We start from the raw sequence: 17,037 nt of genomic DNA on the forward strand, positions 1-17,037 counted from the left end.
CCTTGTTAGGCATAGACACTCCGTTGGAGCAATAATCATACAAGCTATCAAAAGGCGTCCATTAAAGAATGAGCATTCGCTCTATTACTAGCAACCTTGTTAGTCATCTTTTGAAAAAACATAAATTTCACCTTCGTGATTCTCATAATACCCTGCTTTAACCACGTGGTCATACGCCAAAACATCAACCTGCTTCCCAAAATAATCTTCGAGAACAGCGTGTATGGACATATCTCTTCCGTCGCCATCTTCATTATTTACTAAAACGTATACTGAATTTTGAACACTGAGTTTCTGCAATTTTTTTAATACATCATCGGCTTCTTTAATAAGATATAATTGAAATCTCTGCTTATCTAAATGCCTTCCATCATGCAATAGATCCCATACACCATCCTTACGTCTTTTTTTACTACTTAGGAGCGATTTATAACGCTCTCTCTTATCTTTCAAGACGAAATTATCTATAAACGAATTTAGTACTTCTGACATGATAATTGCCTAACAATTAAGGGTTATACGGCAGCGTAGCTGCGGCTATAAGCCACTGTTGAACGGCTGCGTTGTCTATATAGGGAATTTGCTTTTTTCATGGTAGGACGTCCCTGTTAGATAACTCGTTGAACATCAAAGTCTGTTTGGACTATGCCGCTTCAGATCGTCCTTGATCGCCGCTGTGTAGGTTCTTTATTTACTCTTTTGTAGCGTAATTTGACCCGCGAGGCAAGCGCTTCCCTCAGGCTTTATGACTTGATCTGTTGTTAGACCCTGACCTCACTAAGTGCTAACGCTAACAGCTATTGTCCCATGGCAGCAGATATTAAGCTGTTCTGCTGTTTTACTCTCAGAGACATCGTCAAGATACATCTCAGCACGCTCGCTACAAGCAGGACATAAGCAATTTGATTCAGCCTTGATATGAGACTTTATGCGTTAAATTCTCGCCTCCTCAGAGAGTGAGACGTTAGCGCAGATTCACACGGGAACCGAGGTCCTACAGATCGCGAAAACATTTCGCTCGTACAAAAGATGGCTCAGTCTTAATGAGAGACTTTACGCGTTGGATTCGCGCTGACGGTCGCGGAGCGACATTACGCAAGCGAATGCAATGCATGAATTCTCGCCTTCTCAAGGAATGAGGCGTTAGCGCAAATTCCCTCGGGAACCGAGGTCCTACAGATCGCGAAAAAATTTTGCTCGTACAAAAGATGATTCAGCCTTGATAAGAGACTTTATACGTTGAATTCGCGCTGACGGTCGCGAAGCGACATTGCACAAGCGAATTGAATGCATACATTCTCGCTGCCTTAAGGAATGAGACGTTAGCGCAGATTCCCTCGGGAACCGAGGTCTTACAAATCGCGAAAGGATTTCGCTCGTACAAAAGATGATTCAGTCTTGATGAGAGACTTTATACGTTGGATTCGCGCTGACGGTCGCGAAGCGATATTGTGCAAGCGAATTGGTTACAACGCTGGTCTTTAAAAGCACCTTAATGGCGAAAAAACTCTGTTTCAACAACTCTTTTAAGAGGATATTTTTGAAAAACAGAAGTCAGAGCTAAATCGCACGACTTGTTCACAGCATCTTCAATATCTGTGATTTCAAGCACATATTCTGCTGAGGAAGATCACTATTATGCGACTCATATTATTGTGCCTACTAATCTCAATTTAAAAGGATTTTATAATGAAAAAAAACTACTCCCTATTATTGGGTGCCTTAATCACTTCCGCTCTTCCCTCTATTGCAAATGCTGATTTTTATGCTGGCGTAGAGGCAGCAGATAAAGTCATCAATATTAAACAAAATGATAAGCTAAGAAGGTTAGAGAGCCAGCTAACTAGTATACCAGAGGAGCCAATTGATAATGATGTCTCCATTGAATATCTAGATGACATTTACAAATCAGATAATATTGGAGGCAGCTTATTTGTTGGTTATAAGTTTAAAAACAATTACTCCGTTGAAATGGGGTACTTCACATCGAACGGTCGTTACAAAGATATAGACTATGGTACTAGGGATATTGGTAAAATAGATATAGACAGCCTAAGTATAGACATTAAAAAATCTGTCAAGCTTGATCCGAGTGACGCTTGGTCCTTCATCGGAAGCTTCGGGGCTATTTATCAAAAAAGCACGGTAACAACTAAGACTGTGCTTCGCTCACAGACATGTAGCAGCTATCCAGACCTTCCATGTTCTAGTTATTGGGTTGCTCCCGGGTCACAGACCAAATTCTACGATACTCGACTCGAACTCGGTATTGGGACCCGTTACGATCTCGATGAAAAAATTTCCTTAAGAAGTATGGTGAAGTTTATTCCTAATGATCTAAGTTTTAGCAGCAGCACGCCTTACTATATTAGTTTTGGGGCACTTTATAACTTTTAAATACTGATAAATAGTATTTTTTCATCATATAAAATAGAAAACTTTGGGTTTTAATTAAAAATATTTCTAAAAGAAAAGACATTAATAAAACAAGAAAAGGGCAGCGCTATAAAACATATCGAGTCTGCCCTTTTTACCCTAATTTCTTTATCTAGCTCAAGTGATGCACCTCGCTCCATTCGATAGACAGGAAAGGTAACCACGGTTAGGAGCGAAATTTATTCGTAGAATAACGAAAAATTTGGACTACCGCTTCCAGCTACGATGGCGTTATCACACAACATCAACGTACCCACTATATGAATGCTACGACGCCTCAACAAATTATGCATAAATTCTCACCTCCTCGAGAAGTGAGGCGTTAGCGCAAATTCCCTCGGGAACCGAGGTCCTACAGATCGCGAATAAAATTCGCTCGTACAAAAGATGATTCAGTCTTAATGAGAGATTTTACGCGTTGGATTCGCTCTGACGGTCGCGGAGCGACACTGCGCAAGCGAATGCAATGCATACATTCTCGCCTCCTCAAGGAGTGAGACGTGAGCGCAGATTCCCTTGCAACCGAGGTCTTACAGATCGCGAAAGGATTTCGTTCCCACAGATTAATTATGAGGTGATGGCTCAGTGATTTTCGTTATGTCAGTTTCTTAGCGACGAAAAAAAAACAGTGGGTAAGCGACCTCAATACCCTCATTATTCTCTTTCAAAACCTCATAGTATGGCGCCGCATGTTCGATGCGAAAACCGTTCTGCTCAGCGATGGTTTCTAGCTCCACTACATCAAAACCATTGTGCCCATCGAAATCAGGCTGGTTTTTATGAAATGAACCATCTTCTTTATAAAGATCCGCAATCATCAACGTTCCTTTAGGCTCTAGCGCTTGCCACGCCTGCGCGAAAAAGTCTTTTACATCAGGAATATGATGTAGCGTCATGAGCGTCACAATGGCTGAATGCTGATCCGGTAACTCAGACAAAGACATTATGTGGTGAATGTGGACGTTATCTAAGCCCGCTTTTGAGATTTTGTCTTGAGCCACTTCTAACATTTTTTCTGATGAATCGGCTAGATGCACGGTTGCAAACGTATGTCGAAGCTGTACGCCTAGCAAACCAGTGCCACTACCAAAATCCACCACACTGTCATAAGTCTCAAAATCAATGCTCTTGACCTTCGCAGCGGTCGCTTCTGCGCGCTCCACCTTCATAGGGTTATCATCCCAAGTGCTGGCTAACGAATCAAAATAATCACTCATAAACTTCCTTCCTTATCTGTAGGCGAGCCATTCACAGCCTGTCCATGTATCGGCCCTTTTAAAAGGTACTACACCCAAAGCTTTTATTAGACCAAAACTAGTTTTTTGATTCAAAACTGGTGCTTTGATCGCGGGTGAGATCCGTTCGTACAAGGCGTCTGTAGTTGATATTTGAGATCGCTATAAAGTCTTGAGCGGCTGTGCCGATACGAAGAAGATCTAAGTACTTCACAGGGAGTGGATCATGGCACATATTTCGTTGACAAGCTTACCGACGACGCATATTTCTGCGACGTCACGCACCAGTGAATCGCGTGTAAGTAAAGCCAGTGCTGAAGACATGCAAGACGCTTTGTCAGAGGTTCGAGCAGCGCAGTTGGCGCAACCAGCCCCTGAGATTGAAGCGGTCGATAGTTTTTCTTTGATCCGCCCTAAGGGTGACCCTTATCACCTTTACCAAAAAACGCCTGAGCTTTTAGAGCAAGCCAAAGCCCTCGCCGAACGCTTAGATGGCCCCATTCACCACGCCAACGCTGACAACTTTTTCTTTCAAGACAGTATGCGCGATTTTTTGCAGGCTGGTTTGCTGACCGATCCTGATTTTCTCGATCTGAGCGCGTCGTTAAGTGACGAAGAGCTTGGCGAGCTGGCGATGACGGTATCTGCGATGAGGTTACCCGCTTCTGCCAACTACACGATTCCTAACGAAGCGGATCGATCTTATCAAGAGAAGGTCGCTGAGTTTATGGATGTCTTAGAAAACAGCTCTCCTGAAGACCGAGCAGCTATCTTGAGTCAGTCCGCAGAGTACGCTTCGCAAGTGGATACCGAGGCTGTCGCGAACTTTAGAAAGAATATTTATAGCCAGACACCGAACGACGTTAAGTTTAGCCCCTACCCTAGGGAAACCTCCGCTAATCCTCTGCATAATTACATTACGGCGGTTCTCGCAACCGACGACCCCGCGGCGCTTACCGAGCAACTGGGCCAACTGCCTCCCGATGCTGAAACGGGCTTACTGAGTGTCTATGGCTTAGACCCCTCACTTGGGGATCGATTATCACAGTTGGCGGGGCCTGATGGCCAAAACCTGCCCAACTCGTTACTCAGCGCTCTAGGGAGCATGGCCGATGCGGTCAAGCTGTCGCCATTCACCTCGCACGCAGACGGGAAGTTTGGTTTTGCATGGTACGGTGAAGAAGCGCTGTTAAAAGATAACGAACAAAGTCAGGGACGCGATTTTGCCTTGGACTCTGTGTCTAGCATGATCGACATGATAGAAACCTTTGACTTCTCTGACGAGCAATTAAACACAATGGGCTCCGAATTAAACGGCCTGTCGAATACAGAAAAACGCGCTTACATCGAAATCACCACACTCGGGCTAGAGGACATGCTGCATAGCAAGGTAGCGGACAGCTTTAACAAAAAGAACTTAGACGAAGCCATCGAAGTGGTCAGTGAACTGCGCACTAATCAAAAAGTACTGTCGTTGGTAAACGGGGCACGTTATCACGATGTCACATTGATCGAGCGCCCTGATATTGAGCGAGGGTCGTTCCTCGTTGCCTTAGAAGGCGCGGCTGTGTTCCAAGATTTGGATTCAGCCGTCCAGCAGTCTCGTCCGTTAATCGGTGCCGACACTGACAAAGTCAATATGGTCAACGGTCATTCTGAAATCGGTCATGAGTCAGAGAACCTGTACAGCGCTAAGAGCCTAGATCTTTATAAAAACGATGTGAGCAATCTGGTCAGTACCTTAGTCGCCTTTGAGAGTATGCGCGAAGATAGTACCGCCAAAGACAAACTCTCCCTAAACGCATTTAGTGATCATCTTGATGACATGCACTCTGGCATTCGTGATGAAACCTTGAATCGCGTCAAACAAGCTCTGGACACCAATGTCATACGCAACAAGGCCACCGAAAATACCCAGTTTGCGTTCTTATCTAATCTAATACAAGAAATGGCGTTTGAAACAAAGCGCGATTTCAAAGATGAGATCTCTCCAGCCATGGACAACTTTGTGTAGCAACCGAGAAGCCGTTAGAGCCGATCACTGACCGCCAGTTTAAGCCCAAGCCCAGCAAAACTGGTGGCAAACACCCTTTGCATGACGGTGCTGGCGGTCTTCGAGTGAACGATCACATCTCTGAATAAGCCGGACAGAAAGCCGTAGATTAGAAACACGGCGAAGGTCATCAGCATAAACACGGCCCCAAGCATGAGCATACTCAATAAAGCGTTATCCGCGCTGCTGGGAATAAACTGCGGTAAAAAGGCGAGAAAGAAGATCGACAGTTTGGGGTTGAGGATGTTAATCAAAAACCCTTTAAACAGCGTGTCGCGATAGCGAATGGCGGAGGATGTCGTGTTTAACGACAATGCACCAGAGGCGCGCCACATCTGCCAAGCAAGATACAACAGATACGCCGCACCAGCGTATTTGATCACGGTAAACGCCACCGCACTGGTATGGAAAATCGCCGCCAACCCCAACGCACTTGCGAGCAAGGCCGGTAGGATACCAAGGGTACAGCCTAACGCTGCGAAGACACTGGCACGCTTCCCCACAAAAAGCCCTGTGGCCACCGTATACAACACTCCCGTGCCGGGGATTAACACGACCACCAGTGAGGTGAGTAAAAATTCCATCGACCACATTTCACGTATCCTTTTGTTGGTTAATCTTGATCTAACGATACGTGCTTTGGGCCGTTTGTCTAATACATAACGGAGCCATTACGATGCAAAACATGGCGCCATTCACACCATTCACCCCATGCACAATGGCCTAGTGGTGCCATCGCACGACACCACGCGAACGGTCCGGTTTCGCTCATTTACGCTCAAGGTAGTTTGCCATTTTATGCAAGGTGCTCAGTGCATTGTCGAGCTCATCCCGCGTTATCTTTTGCGCGCCTGATGCAGCCCATTGCTCTTGTTTTCGATCAAGCTTTTCATAGACAACCGCTCCGGCTTCGGTCAACGCCACCAGCTTGGCTTTTTTGTGGTTGGGATTGTCCAACAGCTGCACCAGCCCATCCTTGCTCATAACATCGACGACACGCTGAGTGGCCTGTCGGCTTTGTCCCATGACACGACTGATTTCTGACACTGTAACCGGTTGATCGGCCTTTACGATTGCCCCCATAACCTTCCAACGCGCACTGCTCAGACCAAACTCCTCAGTGAGTTGGTCGCCTTCTGTATTCAACAGCCCACTGACTTTGAACACTTCCAAAACGATTTTAGTAAACACTTCACCATTTGTATCCATCATTCACCTTGACAACATATTGTCAACTAACTAAGCTCAACTCATAATTTGACAACATATTACCAACATCAGCCACCGAAGAGAACACTATGCTTCCAAGACTTCACCGCTTCGCCGCCCTCGTAGCGACCTTATGTATCGCCTTGTTCTTCACATCGACTCTGGTGGTTGAACTTGTTGGTACGACCGAGTCCATTGTGCGCATCAAATCACTCATTCTATCGCCGGGTTTATGGATCTTGATCCCCGCGATCGCGTTGACGGGCATCACTGGCGCCATCATGGGCCAACATAGCCAAAACACGTTTGTTGTGCGTAAGAAAAAACGCATGCCGTTTATCGCACTAAATGGTGTGGTCATTTTGATACCCGCTGCGTATTTCTTACATCACTGGGCAAGCTTAGGCGAATTTACCGCGACATTTTATCTTGTCCAAGGGATAGAGTTGCTGGCTGGGGCAATCAACCTCACCTTGATGACGTTGAATATTAGAGATGGCAGAAAACTTCACGCTAAGGCTTCTAAGCGAATGATTTAATAGAGATGCTCATTAACTGCATTCCATGTGTTTGATTTGCCCTGACGGTCGCGAAGCGACATTGCGCAAGCGAATGGAATGCATGAATTTTCGCCGCCTCAAGAAGTGAGGCGTTAGCGCAAATTCCCTCGGGAACCGAGGTCCTACAGATCGCGAAAAAATTTCGCTCGTACAAAAGATGATTCAGCATTAATGAGAGACTTTATGCGTTGGATTCGCGCTGACGGTCGCGAAGCGACATTGCGCAAGCGAATGGAATGCATAAATTCTCGCCGCCTCAAGAAATGAGGCGTTAGCGCAAATTCCCTCGGGAACCGAGGTCCTACAGATCGCGAAAAAATTTCGCTCGTACAAAAGATGGTTCAGCCTTAATGAGAGACTTTATGCGTTGGGTTCGCGCTGACGGTCGCGGAGCGACATTGCGCAAGCGAATGGAATGCATAAATTCTCGCCGCCTCAAGAAATGAGGCATTAGCACAAACTCCCTCGGGAGCCTAAGTTCTTCAACTCCCGAAAGGATTACTCTTTTAGCGAGCTTAGTTGATCCGTGTCCAGAAGGTCATATCCACGCTTTCGGAGTCAAGCAGCTCCAAATACTCCAGCGCCACCGCATTAGACAGCCATTGCTGGCAGTACTCTTCAACTTTTTCTTGCGTGCTTGCCATGGCTACGTCGGCGTATACACCATCGGCTCGCTTTAACAAAAAATGCGCCACCAGCTCTGATTGCTGGCTTAAAAACTCGGCTTCAACGCGTTTTGAAAGTACAATCAAGTCCTGTTCAAGACAGCCCTCTTTTAGCTTAAAGAATGCGATCTCAACACCGCCCATTGCACTTAAGTTGTTTTCATCGATCATGGTAACCTCCTCGTTTGTTAGAAGGTTCACTATAGGATGCCCCTACTGACAACCTTGTGTCAGTAGGATTCGCCTTGACGAAGATTAATATAATGAGATAACGATACGTTATTGGGGATGGAGCGTTGTTCGGCTGGCAATAACCCTTTAATACGATCAATACGAAAGTCACGGTAGGCATGACGTTTGAAACACCAAGCACCCAACGTCCATTTGCCACCCCAATAAAACAACCCCAAGGGGTAAATAGCACGCTGCGTCACTCTTTCATCGGCACTTTGATACTGGAGTGTTATCTGAGCTTGGTTTTGAATGGTGTCATGCAAGTGCCCCCAGACTGACCGATCCACGTCTTTCGTGGCCAACACGGGCGTCCGCACTATACGTTTGTCATCGGTTTGCGACATATGTTCTGGCAGAGCCGCTTCGATCTTCGCTAACAAAGACTGTGCACTTTGCGAAAAACTGTCCGTGGTTAACGCTGCCACAAAGTTTACCCCGGATACCAGCGCTTCGAGTTCCTGCGCCGTCAATGTTAAAGGCGGCAGCTCATAACCTTCGGACAAAGAGTAACCTACCCCAGCTTCACCATAGACAGGCACACCGGATACAGATAAGTCGTCAATATAACGATAAATCGTACGTTCGCTAACACCGAGCTTTTCCGCCAAGGTTTTAGCCGTTACTGGCTGATGCTTTATGAGGATATTCGTTAGCTGGAATAAACGATCGGATTTGCGCATGGACACTCAAATGAAAGAAAGGCTTACAAAGCAACATACTAAATACTAAAACCCCAAATCAATACCTTTAGGATTCTCTAGACCATTTTTCAAGAATGCACTCTAACTGCTTGAGATTAATCGGTTTGCCCAAAAAGTCGCACATGCCAGCCTCTTCACATTGTTTCTTATCGTCTTCAAAAACGTTAGCCGTTAATGCGATGATGGGGACATGGCGATAGTCATCCATTTTTTTAATTTCTAGGGTCGCTTGCAGGCCATCAATTATTGGCATTTGCATGTCCATAAAGATCAAATCAAACACCTCTGTTTTACAGATATTGATTGCTTGTTCACCATCTTCGGCGAGTGTAATCGAGCCAACTTTTAGCTTACTTAGGACCCCTTTAACAACAATCTGGTTAGTTTTGTTGTCTTCGGCCACCAGCACCTTTAAATTCGAATAGTCGGCATTCTCTGATGACGTATCACTCTTTTCAGCTTGCGCATCTGATACGGCTAGGGAGCATTGTTCGGTTTCAATTTCAAAAAAGAACCTCGACCCTTTTTTGACGTCACTCTCGACTTCAAGTTCAGATCCCATTAGAGACAGCAACTGGCTGGTGATGGTTAGCCCCAGACCCGTACCACCAAATTTTCGCGTTATGGATGTGTCCGCTTGTGCGAAGGCACCAAACAGCTTTTCAATGTTGTCGGGATCAATACCAATACCGGTATCGGTCACGCTGAACAACAAGGTCATTTTATCGTCCGAATCTACTTCAGCGTGGGTTGTTAAGGCGACTTCACCATGGTCTGTGAATTTGATCGCATTCCCCAGCAAATTCATCAGTATCTGCTTGATTCTTGTTTCATCGCCGACAAAGGCTATGTTCTGGTTTGTAGGGCACGTGCGGACTGATAATTGAATGCCTTTAGCAGTAGCTTGGCCATTGAATAAAAGTTCAATGTCTTTTAATAATGCATTCAAGTCTATGGGGCGTTGTTCAAGCTCAATTTTACCTGCTTCAATCTTACTCACGTCTAAAATATCATTGATAATCACCAATAAGCTTTCACCGGATGACGTAATAATATTGAGCATTTCTCTTTGTGGCGCGACTAGGTCTGTGTGAGATAACTGCGATGCCATCCCCAATATGCCATTCATGGGTGTGCGAATCTCGTGACTCATATTTGCAAGAAATTCAGACTTCACTTTAGACATCTGTATAGCGGCTTGTTTCTCTTTGTCTAAGTCTATACTCATATCTCGAAAACGACTGGCTGCCTGAGCCAGTACACCAATCTCGTCTTTACGGTTGATATGGTGTACTGATGCTGATAGATCACCACTAAGAAATCGACTAAAGCTATCTGTTAAGAGCGTAATGGCTTTAGTGATATGGACATGAAGGAAGAATGCCAGAAATATTAAATACAAAATAATTGCAATGCTTAAAATGTTCAGAATATTTTCTGTTGTGATGATGCTTTCGTTAGCACGTCCCTTTATTTTCTGTAGTCTTAATTGGGAATGTTCTCTTAACGTATTGGCTAATGTACTAAACTCGATGGCATTACCGGCCATTACCACATTAACAAGATTAAAATAGTTTCGATTAACCTGTATGCTTTTTAAAAAATATTTTCGATACTCTTTTGCAAGTTCATTTACCCTCAAAGACTCTTCGCTTTTGCCAAACAAACGACTTGAAGCTATTTCATTTAAAGCGGAAGTGACTTGTTTTCTTTTATGATAGTCTTTTTTAGATAAAAACAACCAAGCGTTACGATGTAAGGTATGCCATTTATTCATTTCCTCTACTAATACAAGCTCATTTTCTACGCTATTAGACATTTGATTTAAGTTATAGAGCTCAGCAATAGCTGTATGATAGATATCCTCTAGCACAACATCTATTAGAGTTGATCTTGATTTATAGAGTGAGGTAAGGCCCTCTAAGTTATGCCCTAGCTCATCAACTAACAAGGCAAGCGAGCTAATGTATTGACTTTCTACTTCTGAAGTATCGACAGCGGATAATGAATCTAACCTAATTTTTATGTCTTGAAAGTTTTCATCTATTTTTTCAAATACAGCATCGCTGCCCGATAAGCTGTAGACAGAAACATCTCGCTGCATCTCGATAATGTCTTTGTTTATTCTTATGATCGAAATGGTATTACTGCTTATCTCTGTCACGTTATTCATGGCCACGCCGATGGTATCGAGACGCTGAGCCATAACGATGTAGCTTACGACAAGCGTGACAATAACGAAGCTAAAGGCTAAAGCAACTTTTGCAGCAATTGAGCGAGAGATAGATAACAGCACATTTTTTCCTTAAGCGTTTAGCAACTCGTACCACTTATCTAAACTATAGTCATAGTTCTGCATGACCGTATTCCAGACTGCAATGTTTGAGAAGCGCGACACATAACTACCACCGTGCCTTACTTCTCCTGCTTTCACCGAAATATTACCATCCGTTCCTCTTAAATCGGTGACCGCTTCTTTTCCATCATACCAGTAATCCCACTCTGCCTGAGACATTAAATCTCGACTGCGCTCTGGATTGGAGATGTAATACCCTTGGCGCGCAATAAAGGCGCCAGGATAACCAGATAGCCACCAATTCATATACCTATAAGCCGCATCTTTCACTTCTTCACTGGCGTTCGAAGACAAACACATCACACCATGCCATGCCCGATACCCTTCTCTTGGCGCGGCATAAACAACAGGGACACCTTGACCTCGACAGGCACTTACCGCTGGCGAAAACATGCTTTGAATATTGGCGCGTCCAGATGTCATAAACTCAACCGATTGCGGGACGGACGTCCAAAAACCTGAGAAGTGCCCTTGTCTCTTTTTCTGCAATAAAATTTTGAACAATTGATCTATTTCATTGATGGTCATATTGCCGATATCACCAAATGTCATCAGCCCTTGTGCTTGGGCGGCCAATGCTGCATCAAAGATACCAATCGTGGGTGCGTTAATGAGTGCTACTTTTCCTTTGTTTCGCTCGTCTAGCAGCCACGACCAAGACTCTGTCTCATACGCGATACCTTCAGGGATATATTGGGTGTTGTAACCAAACGAATCCACATTATGAACATATGGCATAAAACTCAGCTGATTTGTCGGATTCGAGCCGAGGGATCCATCTGGCTGAACATAAATAATCTTGTTGGGCGCATCGCCTGCACCGACATGAGAGTTTTCCGTTAACTTTCCTGTTTTAGTCAGGTTGTTAACCTCGTGCCAGTACAGCAGTCGATCCGTTTCAAGGGGCTGAATGGAGCCAGCTTGCCATAAAATATTTATCGAGTCAGACCAGTGCTCATACAGATCAAAAGCGCTAGGATCGGAGGACGCTTTTTGCAGTAACGCCGCATCTCCCATGGGAGTAAATTCGAGGTTAATGCCTAATTCTTTCATGGCCCTCTGACGAAGCTCTTCTTGCAACGTGACATGCGTCCCCATCACTCTTAACGTAACCATCTTGTTGGGGTAGGCGTAAGGAGCCTTGAGTGCAACGGTCGATAATGCAGCACCTGCCCCAAGTGTCCGTAAAAAGCTTCGACGATCGATTAAATCACTCATAGTGCTTGTCCTATCACAGCTCTAAAGAATTACTACAGTGTAGATCGTAAAACAGACAATGCATTAAGGGCTCTGTTTCAATACTACTGTTTACTGATAGCAACGGTGATCTTTTATTGTATTAGAATAAACTGAGCAGGATGTAATATTCTGTAATCGAGCGTTTCAAGGTATCGTACTGTGTCTTAGTGCATCCGTTTGAAGGTTAAATACTTTCGATTTACGATCACTCTGTAACCTAAAAGCAAAGCAAAAATCACTGAAAAAATCACCGCGAGCGAAGTATCGCTTTTCACTTGCCACCACAAGTGCAAAAGGATGGCGAGCGCTGCGAGGTAAACAAAGCGATGCAGACGCTTCCAGTTGCGTCCGAGTCGCTTCATCATTTTCTTAGTGCTAGTGATGGCTAATACAAAGAGAACCACAAGTGCGAGCACACCCGCGTAAATATAAGGTTTTTCAAGCAAATCTGAGCGTATCCAACGCCAGCTCAATCCGGCGAACAGCACCAAATAGATCACAAAGTGCAGGATGGCGTAGAAGAATGCAGAAAGCCCAATAAAGCGCCGATATCGAGTCAGTGCTTTTAAACGCTTAAATTTCATCAGCGGGGTAACTGACAATGCCGCTGCCATCAATACACAGGCCCAAATACCGCTTAATCGCATTAATAGTTTGCCCGGATCCGGAAAATAGTGACCTAATAATAAAGAGCCTAACATCCAAAAAAACGGTAATAGAAAGACAATCAGTACGTACGGTTTCTCTTTACGATCCCAAAATTTTTTCACGTTAAAAGTTCTTCTTCAGGTCCATACCGGCATATAAATCCGCGACTTCCTCTTGGTAGCCATTGAACATTTCGGTTTCAATGACATTCGGAAAAAGCACACCACTCGGTAATCTTCGCTCTTCTTTTTGCGACCAACGAGGGTGATCAACTTCTGGGTTTACGTTGGCATAGAAGCCGTATTCATTCGGCGCTAGCATCATCCAGGTGGAAGTCGGCATCTTCTCAACAAAACGTATTTTGACGATGGATTTGATACTTTTAAAACCGTATTTCCACGGCAGTACGAGTCTTACTGGTGCACCATTTTGATTGGGTAAAATACTGCCATACATGCCGACACTGAGTAATGCTAGTGGATTCATAGCCTCGTCCATGCGCAAGCCTTCTCGGTAGGGCCAGTCAATTGAGCCACCTCGCTGTCCAGGCATTTGCTTAGGATCATGAAGCGTTTCAAAGTAAACATATTTCGCTTTAGAAGTAGGTTTGAATTTTTTGAGAACATCCGCCAGCGGTATGCCCACCCATGGAATCACCATTGACCACGCTTCAACACAGCGAAGGCGGTAAATCCGTTCTTCTAAAGCAGCTTCTTTGATAATATCATCTAAATCAAACACACCAGTAACCTCAGCTTCACCTTCAACGGTAATGCTCCATGGACGCGTCTCTAGCGAGCCTGATTTTTTTGCAGGATCATCCTTGCCATATCCAAATTCATAGAAGTTATTGTAGGACGTCGCCACATCATAAGGTGCAGGCGTTTCACCTTTGCCATAGGTCGTTTCAGCGATGTTTTGAAAAGCGTTTTGCAGCGCTTGTGGCGGCGCTAAAGGATTGCCAGATTGCAGTGCTGCAAAGGCATTGCCAAAGCTTAATCCTAACGCAGCGCCTCCTGTGACTTTCATAAACTGGCGTCGGTTTAGATAAACCGACTGATCAGTGACCTCATTTTCAGAACAATCGGACCGTTTCTTATTTTTAATCAACATAGCACTTTCCTCTCTTGTTAACTGGATTGACTACCAAAGTACGTGCTTGTTCTACAAATATCTTAAACATCACATTTACGCCACATTCACAAGTTTATGAACCATCTTAGACGAGCAAAATGGCAAAAACGTTGCTCAAGTTTCATTCAACTCGGCCGCTAACAAAGCACAGATTCATTAAAGGGACTTTGAAGATGGCACATATATCAGTAACCGGTATGAGCAATATTAACGTGGCAATAACGCCTTACTCATCCCAACGATCTAGCCAATCTCAACTCAGCAATGCCTCCTCTTCGGGGTTGCAAGACGCTTTAGTGGATCTAAACTCGTCGCTGGTTCAACAGAGTGAGAGTGATACCTTAGAAGAATCTTCCTTTTCACTGATTCGTCCAAAAGGCGATCCATTTAATCTGTACCAAGATAATCCCGAGCTTAAAGGAAAAGCAAAGGCTCTCGCTGAGCGCCTTGATGGCCCAATACACGAGGCTAATGCGGGGCAATTCTTCTATCACGACAGCATGCGCGATTTCCTTCATGCGGGTGTGTTGACCGACCCTGAATTTCTGGATATGGCGGAATCCATGAATGATGAGGCGTTGCAGGATTTAGCCGTTACGATCAAAGCAATGGTTCTGCCAGCGTCGGCAAATTACACAACTCATAACGAAGCCGACCGCTCTTATCAAAACAAAGTCGCTGAATTTATGGATGTTCTAAAAAGCAGTAACACTGCTGAGCGCAGCGCTATATTAGAACAATCAGCCAAATACGCAGGGCAAGTCGATGTCGACGCAGCCGCCAGTTTTACACAGAATGTCTTCGGCCAAAAGATCACTCAGATCAGGTTTGACCCTTATCGTAATGACACTTCCGCCAATAACCTACACAATTATGTCTCTGCTGTCGTCGCCACAGACGATCCTAGCGCTCTAACCGAGCAACTGGACCAGATGAATGATGAATCACAACGGGGCTTACTCAGCGTTTACGGTTTAGACACAGCCCTAGGCGACCGTTTGGCACAACTAGCGGGGCCAGAGGGCAACCAACTGCCCGACTCCCTACTTGGCGCATTAGGTGATATGGTCGACTCGGTCAAGGTTTTTGAGCTGACGTCTCAGGTCAAAAAAGACTTTGGTATTGCGTGGCATGGTAATGAAGCCTTGTTAAAAGATAATGAAGAAAGCCAGGGACGCGATTTTGCCTTGAACTCGGTGACCAGCATGATCAATATGTTGGAGCAATACGACTTCTCTGAAGAACAACTTGAAACGATGGGATCTGAGCTAAGCGGCTTATCGAACCCAGAAAAACGCGCTTACATTGAGATTACCACTATAGGGCTCGATGAGATGCTACAAGCCAAGGTGTCAGAGAATAGTAATAAAAAGAACCTTGATGAAGCGGTTGCTGTGGTGAGTGAGCTGCGTAATAACCAAGATGTTCTCTCATTGGTTAATGGTTCACGCTACCATGATGTCACTTTGATCGAACGTCCTGACATCGAAGAAGGCCAGACGGTTGTGGCATTAGAAGGCGCGGCTGTGTTTAAAAACCTCGACAGTGCGGTGAATCAGTCAAGAATACTCTTAGGCGCCACCAAAGACCAAGCCAACATGGTTAACGGCCACTCGGTAAAAGGCCATGAATCGGAAAATATATACAGCGCTAAAACCTTCGACGAATACAAGCAAGATGTTGGCAATATGGTCAGCACGCTTGTAGCGTTTGAAAGCGCTCGAAGTGACAGCACTGCCAACGATAAAATGTCTCTTAACGCCTTCGCCGAGACCTTAGCGGACATGCACTCGGGCATTCGTGATGAAACTTTACAGCGTGTCAGCGATGAAATAGTGACGGACTCATTCCGTAATAAAATCACTGAAAACACACAGCTCGCGTTTTTATCTAACGTTGTGCAGCAAATGGCATTTGAAACACAGCGTGACTTCGAAGAGTCAGCAAACAGAAGTGTTTAACACGTTATGATAAGCGCTAGCCTGTTACCCTTCACAAATTAATTACCGCACTATAATGTCCAACTTTTTGAGTGGCAAAGTATGTGTTACGTAATACACTGGGGAAGGACTTAGACAAGTTATAAAGGATAAATAACCATGCGAAAATTACTGTTAGCAACCTGCTTCTCTTTAGCGCTTGTTGGTTGCTCTGACGATGAAGTGGGCGATGTGTCTCTGGGCATGTTTACCTTAAAAGATATTAAAATCTCGAAACTGACCGATGACAAAGTCCTCGGTGTCACCTGCCATATTGCCTCGATCGAAGCCAATTTGAGTTTTTCAGATCCTAGCGACAGTTCCATTGCCTGCCGTCAAACCGGTGAAATCACACCGGCGATGATCGCGACCATCGACAAAAGCTCATCGGGTGAAGTCGTCTTCCGAAAATCGAAAAGTATTTTCTTTAAAACAATGAAAGTACGACGTATTTACGATGCCGAGAATCAAACGCTGATGTACGTGTCGTATACGACAAAGGAAACTAACGGCAGCTTTAAGCACAGCCTGTCAACGGTACCATTGTGGGGGACTCAAGCGTACGTCGAGCCGCAAACATCTCGCTAG

The 17,037-nt window shown here is 44.8% G+C and carries 15 protein-coding genes; 5 read left to right on the forward strand and 10 right to left on the reverse strand.

Annotated features, from left to right (window positions below; translation table 11 throughout):
* Positions 1-99: 99 nt before the first annotated feature.
* Positions 100-492, reverse strand: coding sequence for a hypothetical protein (locus tag AYW76_RS12785; protein WP_067220780.1), 393 nt, complete (start codon positions 490-492; stop codon positions 100-102).
* 1,197 nt (positions 493-1,689) lie between these two features.
* On the opposite strand from AYW76_RS12785, the gene AYW76_RS12790 reads away from it, so the two are divergent.
* Positions 1,690-2,397 (forward strand): outer membrane beta-barrel protein, encoded by a 708-nt coding sequence (locus AYW76_RS12790; RefSeq protein WP_067220782.1) that lies wholly within the window; start codon positions 1,690-1,692, stop codon positions 2,395-2,397.
* Positions 2,398-3,044: 647 nt separating this feature from the next.
* Here the strand turns inward: AYW76_RS12790 and AYW76_RS12795 are convergent.
* On the reverse strand, positions 3,045-3,653 hold the full coding sequence (locus AYW76_RS12795) for a class I SAM-dependent DNA methyltransferase (protein ID WP_067220784.1): 609 nt from the start codon (positions 3,651-3,653) through the stop codon (positions 3,045-3,047).
* 244 nt (positions 3,654-3,897) lie between these two features.
* Here AYW76_RS12795 and AYW76_RS12800 point away from each other — a divergent pair, with 244 nt between their 5' ends.
* A complete protein-coding gene (locus AYW76_RS12800; protein ID WP_067220787.1) occupies positions 3,898-5,685 on the forward strand; it encodes a hypothetical protein in 1,788 nt (595 codons plus the stop codon).
* Positions 5,686-5,699: 14 nt separating this feature from the next.
* On the opposite strand, the gene AYW76_RS12805 is transcribed toward AYW76_RS12800, so the two are convergent.
* Positions 5,700-6,317, reverse strand: coding sequence for a LysE family translocator (locus AYW76_RS12805; protein ID WP_067035870.1), 618 nt, complete (start codon positions 6,315-6,317; stop codon positions 5,700-5,702).
* 175 nt (positions 6,318-6,492) lie between these two features.
* The gene (locus AYW76_RS12810; RefSeq protein WP_197467824.1) at positions 6,493-6,936 is read right to left on the reverse strand and encodes a MarR family winged helix-turn-helix transcriptional regulator; all 444 of its coding nucleotides are present in this window, start codon (positions 6,934-6,936) and stop codon (positions 6,493-6,495) included.
* A gap of 86 nt (positions 6,937-7,022) precedes the next feature.
* Here AYW76_RS12810 and AYW76_RS12815 point away from each other — a divergent pair, with 86 nt between their 5' ends.
* Positions 7,023-7,472 carry a hypothetical protein gene (locus tag AYW76_RS12815; protein WP_067220792.1) on the forward strand — a complete coding sequence of 150 codons (450 nt, stop codon included), beginning with the start codon at positions 7,023-7,025 and terminating at the stop codon, positions 7,470-7,472.
* Between the two features lie 536 nt (positions 7,473-8,008).
* On the opposite strand, the gene AYW76_RS12820 is transcribed toward AYW76_RS12815, so the two are convergent.
* The 6 genes from AYW76_RS12820 to msrP all read right to left on the reverse strand — a co-directional run bounded on the left by AYW76_RS12820 (position 8,009) and on the right by msrP (position 14,449).
* The gene (locus tag AYW76_RS12820) at positions 8,009-8,329 is read right to left on the reverse strand and encodes a hypothetical protein (RefSeq protein WP_067220795.1); all 321 of its coding nucleotides are present in this window, start codon (positions 8,327-8,329) and stop codon (positions 8,009-8,011) included.
* 59 nt (positions 8,330-8,388) lie between these two features.
* Positions 8,389-9,072 (reverse strand): helix-turn-helix transcriptional regulator, encoded by a 684-nt coding sequence (locus AYW76_RS12825; protein ID WP_067220798.1) that lies wholly within the window; start codon positions 9,070-9,072, stop codon positions 8,389-8,391.
* A 67-nt stretch (positions 9,073-9,139) separates the two neighbouring features.
* Positions 9,140-11,389: an ATP-binding protein gene (locus AYW76_RS12830; RefSeq protein WP_067220800.1), complete on the reverse strand. Its 2,250-nt coding sequence runs from the start codon at positions 11,387-11,389 to the stop codon at positions 9,140-9,142.
* A gap of 9 nt (positions 11,390-11,398) precedes the next feature.
* Positions 11,399-12,667, reverse strand: a complete 1,269-nt coding sequence (locus AYW76_RS12835) for an ABC transporter substrate-binding protein (RefSeq protein ID WP_067220803.1) — start codon at positions 12,665-12,667, stop codon at positions 11,399-11,401.
* A gap of 185 nt (positions 12,668-12,852) precedes the next feature.
* Positions 12,853-13,458, reverse strand: coding sequence for a protein-methionine-sulfoxide reductase heme-binding subunit MsrQ (locus tag AYW76_RS12840; RefSeq protein ID WP_067220807.1), 606 nt, complete (start codon positions 13,456-13,458; stop codon positions 12,853-12,855).
* Position 13,459: 1 nt separating this feature from the next.
* Positions 13,460-14,449: a protein-methionine-sulfoxide reductase catalytic subunit MsrP gene (gene msrP / locus AYW76_RS12845; RefSeq protein ID WP_067220809.1), complete on the reverse strand. Its 990-nt coding sequence runs from the start codon at positions 14,447-14,449 to the stop codon at positions 13,460-13,462.
* Between the two features lie 194 nt (positions 14,450-14,643).
* On the opposite strand from msrP, the gene AYW76_RS12850 reads away from it, so the two are divergent.
* Complete coding sequence (locus tag AYW76_RS12850) at positions 14,644-16,431, forward strand: hypothetical protein (protein ID WP_067220812.1); 1,788 nt, start codon at positions 14,644-14,646, stop codon at positions 16,429-16,431.
* 138 nt (positions 16,432-16,569) lie between these two features.
* Positions 16,570-17,037 carry a CreA family protein gene (locus AYW76_RS12855; RefSeq protein WP_067035824.1) on the forward strand — a complete coding sequence of 156 codons (468 nt, stop codon included), beginning with the start codon at positions 16,570-16,572 and terminating at the stop codon, positions 17,035-17,037.

This window comes from Marinomonas gallaica (assembly GCF_001639745.1).
Classification (GTDB): domain Bacteria; phylum Pseudomonadota; class Gammaproteobacteria; order Pseudomonadales; family Marinomonadaceae; genus Marinomonas; species Marinomonas gallaica.

Excerpts from the sequence above, each read along its gene's own strand:
- msrP (WP_067220809.1), bottom strand. The coding sequence starts at position 14,449 with ATGTTGATTAAAAATAAGAAACGGTCCGATTGTTCTGAAAATGAGGTC.
- AYW76_RS12855 (WP_067035824.1), top strand. The coding sequence starts at position 16,570 with ATGCGAAAATTACTGTTAGCAACCTGCTTCTCTTTAGCGCTTGTTGGT.
- AYW76_RS12795 (WP_067220784.1), bottom strand. The coding sequence starts at position 3,653 with ATGAGTGATTATTTTGATTCGTTAGCCAGCACTTGGGATGATAACCCT.
- AYW76_RS12800 (WP_067220787.1), top strand. The coding sequence starts at position 3,898 with ATGGCACATATTTCGTTGACAAGCTTACCGACGACGCATATTTCTGCG.
- AYW76_RS12805 (WP_067035870.1), bottom strand. The coding sequence starts at position 6,317 with ATGTGGTCGATGGAATTTTTACTCACCTCACTGGTGGTCGTGTTAATC.
- AYW76_RS12815 (WP_067220792.1), top strand. The coding sequence starts at position 7,023 with ATGCTTCCAAGACTTCACCGCTTCGCCGCCCTCGTAGCGACCTTATGT.
- AYW76_RS12790 (WP_067220782.1), top strand. The coding sequence starts at position 1,690 with ATGAAAAAAAACTACTCCCTATTATTGGGTGCCTTAATCACTTCCGCT.
- AYW76_RS12825 (WP_067220798.1), bottom strand. The coding sequence starts at position 9,072 with ATGCGCAAATCCGATCGTTTATTCCAGCTAACGAATATCCTCATAAAG.
- AYW76_RS12785 (WP_067220780.1), bottom strand. The coding sequence starts at position 492 with ATGTCAGAAGTACTAAATTCGTTTATAGATAATTTCGTCTTGAAAGAT.
- AYW76_RS12835 (WP_067220803.1), bottom strand. The coding sequence starts at position 12,667 with ATGAGTGATTTAATCGATCGTCGAAGCTTTTTACGGACACTTGGGGCA.
- AYW76_RS12810 (WP_197467824.1), bottom strand. The coding sequence starts at position 6,936 with ATGATGGATACAAATGGTGAAGTGTTTACTAAAATCGTTTTGGAAGTG.
- AYW76_RS12850 (WP_067220812.1), top strand. The coding sequence starts at position 14,644 with ATGGCACATATATCAGTAACCGGTATGAGCAATATTAACGTGGCAATA.
- AYW76_RS12820 (WP_067220795.1), bottom strand. The coding sequence starts at position 8,329 with ATGATCGATGAAAACAACTTAAGTGCAATGGGCGGTGTTGAGATCGCA.